Source organism: Solirubrobacter deserti (assembly GCF_027587175.1).
Taxonomy (GTDB): Bacteria; Actinomycetota; Thermoleophilia; order Solirubrobacterales; family Solirubrobacteraceae; genus Solirubrobacter; species Solirubrobacter deserti.
Genome location: NZ_JAPCID010000111.1, coordinates 1 through 2,079 on the forward strand (window position 1 = coordinate 1; position 2,079 = coordinate 2,079).

At 74.1% G+C, this 2,079-nt stretch carries 1 protein-coding gene; it reads right to left on the reverse strand.

The features are described 5' to 3' along the window. The coding region (locus tag OJ962_RS34125; RefSeq protein ID WP_270006952.1) for a phage tail tape measure family protein at nt 1-2,079 on the reverse strand (2,079 nt) is incomplete at both ends.

Genomic DNA, 2,079 nt, shown 5'->3' on the forward strand with positions numbered 1-2,079 from the left:
CGGCGGCGACCGCGCGGCCGCCGGCGCTGGACGCGACGCGCGACATCGCGGAGGAGACCGCGCGGCCGCCGGCGCTGCTCATCACGCGCGACCCGATCGCGCCGGCGACCTTGCCGCCGAGCGGGCCGAAGATCGCGCCGCCGAGCGCGCCGAACGCGACGGCCTGGACGAGGCCTTCGTTCCAGCTCTTGCCCGCGGCGAGGTTGGACACGATCTGGCCCGCGCCGCTGGAGATGGCGCCGATCACGATCGCGGCGACGATCCCCGCGGCCAGGCCGCCCGTGCCGATCACGAGCGCGGTGAGCGCGACGGCCACCACGAGGCTGACCCAGAAGCCCGGGTCGGTCAGCAGCTTGGTGACGAACTCGAACGCGGCCTTGAGCTTCTCCGCGACCCAGCTCGCGGCGCTCTTGATCGCGCCCCACAGGCCGCCCTCCTCCTTCGGCGGCTCCTTCGAGGCCTCGGCGTTGACCTTCGCCTGGCCCTCGGAGACCTTGCCCTGGTTCTCGCCCGGGATCTTGCCCGTGCCGCCCTGGACCTTCGCGGCCGTCTGGTCGAGCTTGCCCTTCGAGCCCTGCAGGCCCGACGAGAACTTCGACTTCACCTTGCCGCCGGTCTGCTTGATTTTGTTGCCGAACTGCGTGACCGTCTTGTCGCCGGTCTGCTGCGCGCTGGTCGCGGTCTGCTTGACCTGCGTGGACGCAGAGGTGGCGAGGTTGGACGCGCCGGAGGACGCGCCGCTGGCCGTGGACGCCGCGCCGGACGAAGCCTGCTTGGCCTGCGCACTGATCCCGGACTTGCCCTGCTTGGCCGCGACGCCCGTCGAGTGCGTCGCCTGCTTGGCCACCTTGCCCGCGCCGACGATCCCGGACGAGCTCTGGCGCTTGAGGCTGCGCTTGACGTCCGCGACCACCTCGGGCGCCTCGTCGCGCATGATCTCGGCGTTCTTGAGCTGCGCGCGCAGCTGGCGCGCGGTGGCCTGCAGCTGGGAGGTCGCCGCCGCGGTCTGCTTGCCCACGGCCGCCTGGGCCGCCTTCCCGGCCTGGCTCAGCCCGGCCCGGGTCTGCGCGACCGCGCTAGTGATCCCCTGGCGCGCGCCCGACTGCTGGGAGCTGAGCGACGAGTTCGCGCCGGCCTGGACCTTGGCGATGCCCTGCTGGCCCTGGCTGACGCCCTGCTTGACCGCGGAGGTCGCGCCCTTGGCCAGGCTCGCGATCGCGCTGGTCGCGCCGGGCAGCGCGCGCTTGATGTCGTTCGCCGCCTCGCGGCCCTTCTGCTGGAACTGCTGGCCGATCTTCGCGCCTTCGCCACGGACCTGGCTGGTGACCGACGCGCCCTGCTCGCGCACCTTGCCCGCCGTCTCGCCCGAGACCTTCGACGCGACCTTCGCGTTGCCCTCGGCCGCCGCCTCGTTGACGCCACCGCCGCCACCGGACTGCCCTTGGATCGAGCTCGCCGTGCTGCTGATATTCGACGAGACCTTCGAGGTCGTCGCGTCCGCCGCCGCCTTGCCCTGCTGCGCGAACTGCGTGCCCGCCTGGGTCGCCTCGTTCGACGCCTCCGTGACCGCGGTCCGCGCCTTGCCCTTCGCGGCGCCCTGCCAGGAGTTGATCTGGCCGCTGGCCGTGCCACCCGCGGCGGAGAGCTTGCCGCGCGCCTGCGCCGCCGCACCCGAGATCTTCCCCCGCGCCCGCGAGAACGCCGAGTTGAGCGCGCCCTGGCTCGCGGTCCCCGCCGCGGCCACGTCCCGCTGCTGCTTGGCGACGGTCTGCCCGATCGCCTGCGTGGCCCGCGTCGCCGCAGCCCGCATCCGCTTGGCCTCGTCCGCGACCGCCTCGCCGACCGCCTCCTGGACGACCTTCCGCCCCTGCCGGATCGAGTTGCGCCGCTGGCGCTCCTCCTCGACCGCCTCCTTGATCTCCGGCGGCTCCCAGCCCTTGAGCTGGAGGTCCGAGTCGTTCGCAGGGAACGACGCCCCGCGCCGGAACGCCGGCCCGCCGCGGCCGGCTCCACCGCCGCCGGCCCGCCCGCGACCGCCGCCGCCACCCGAGCCGCCCCCAGCAGCCTCGGCGAAGTCCG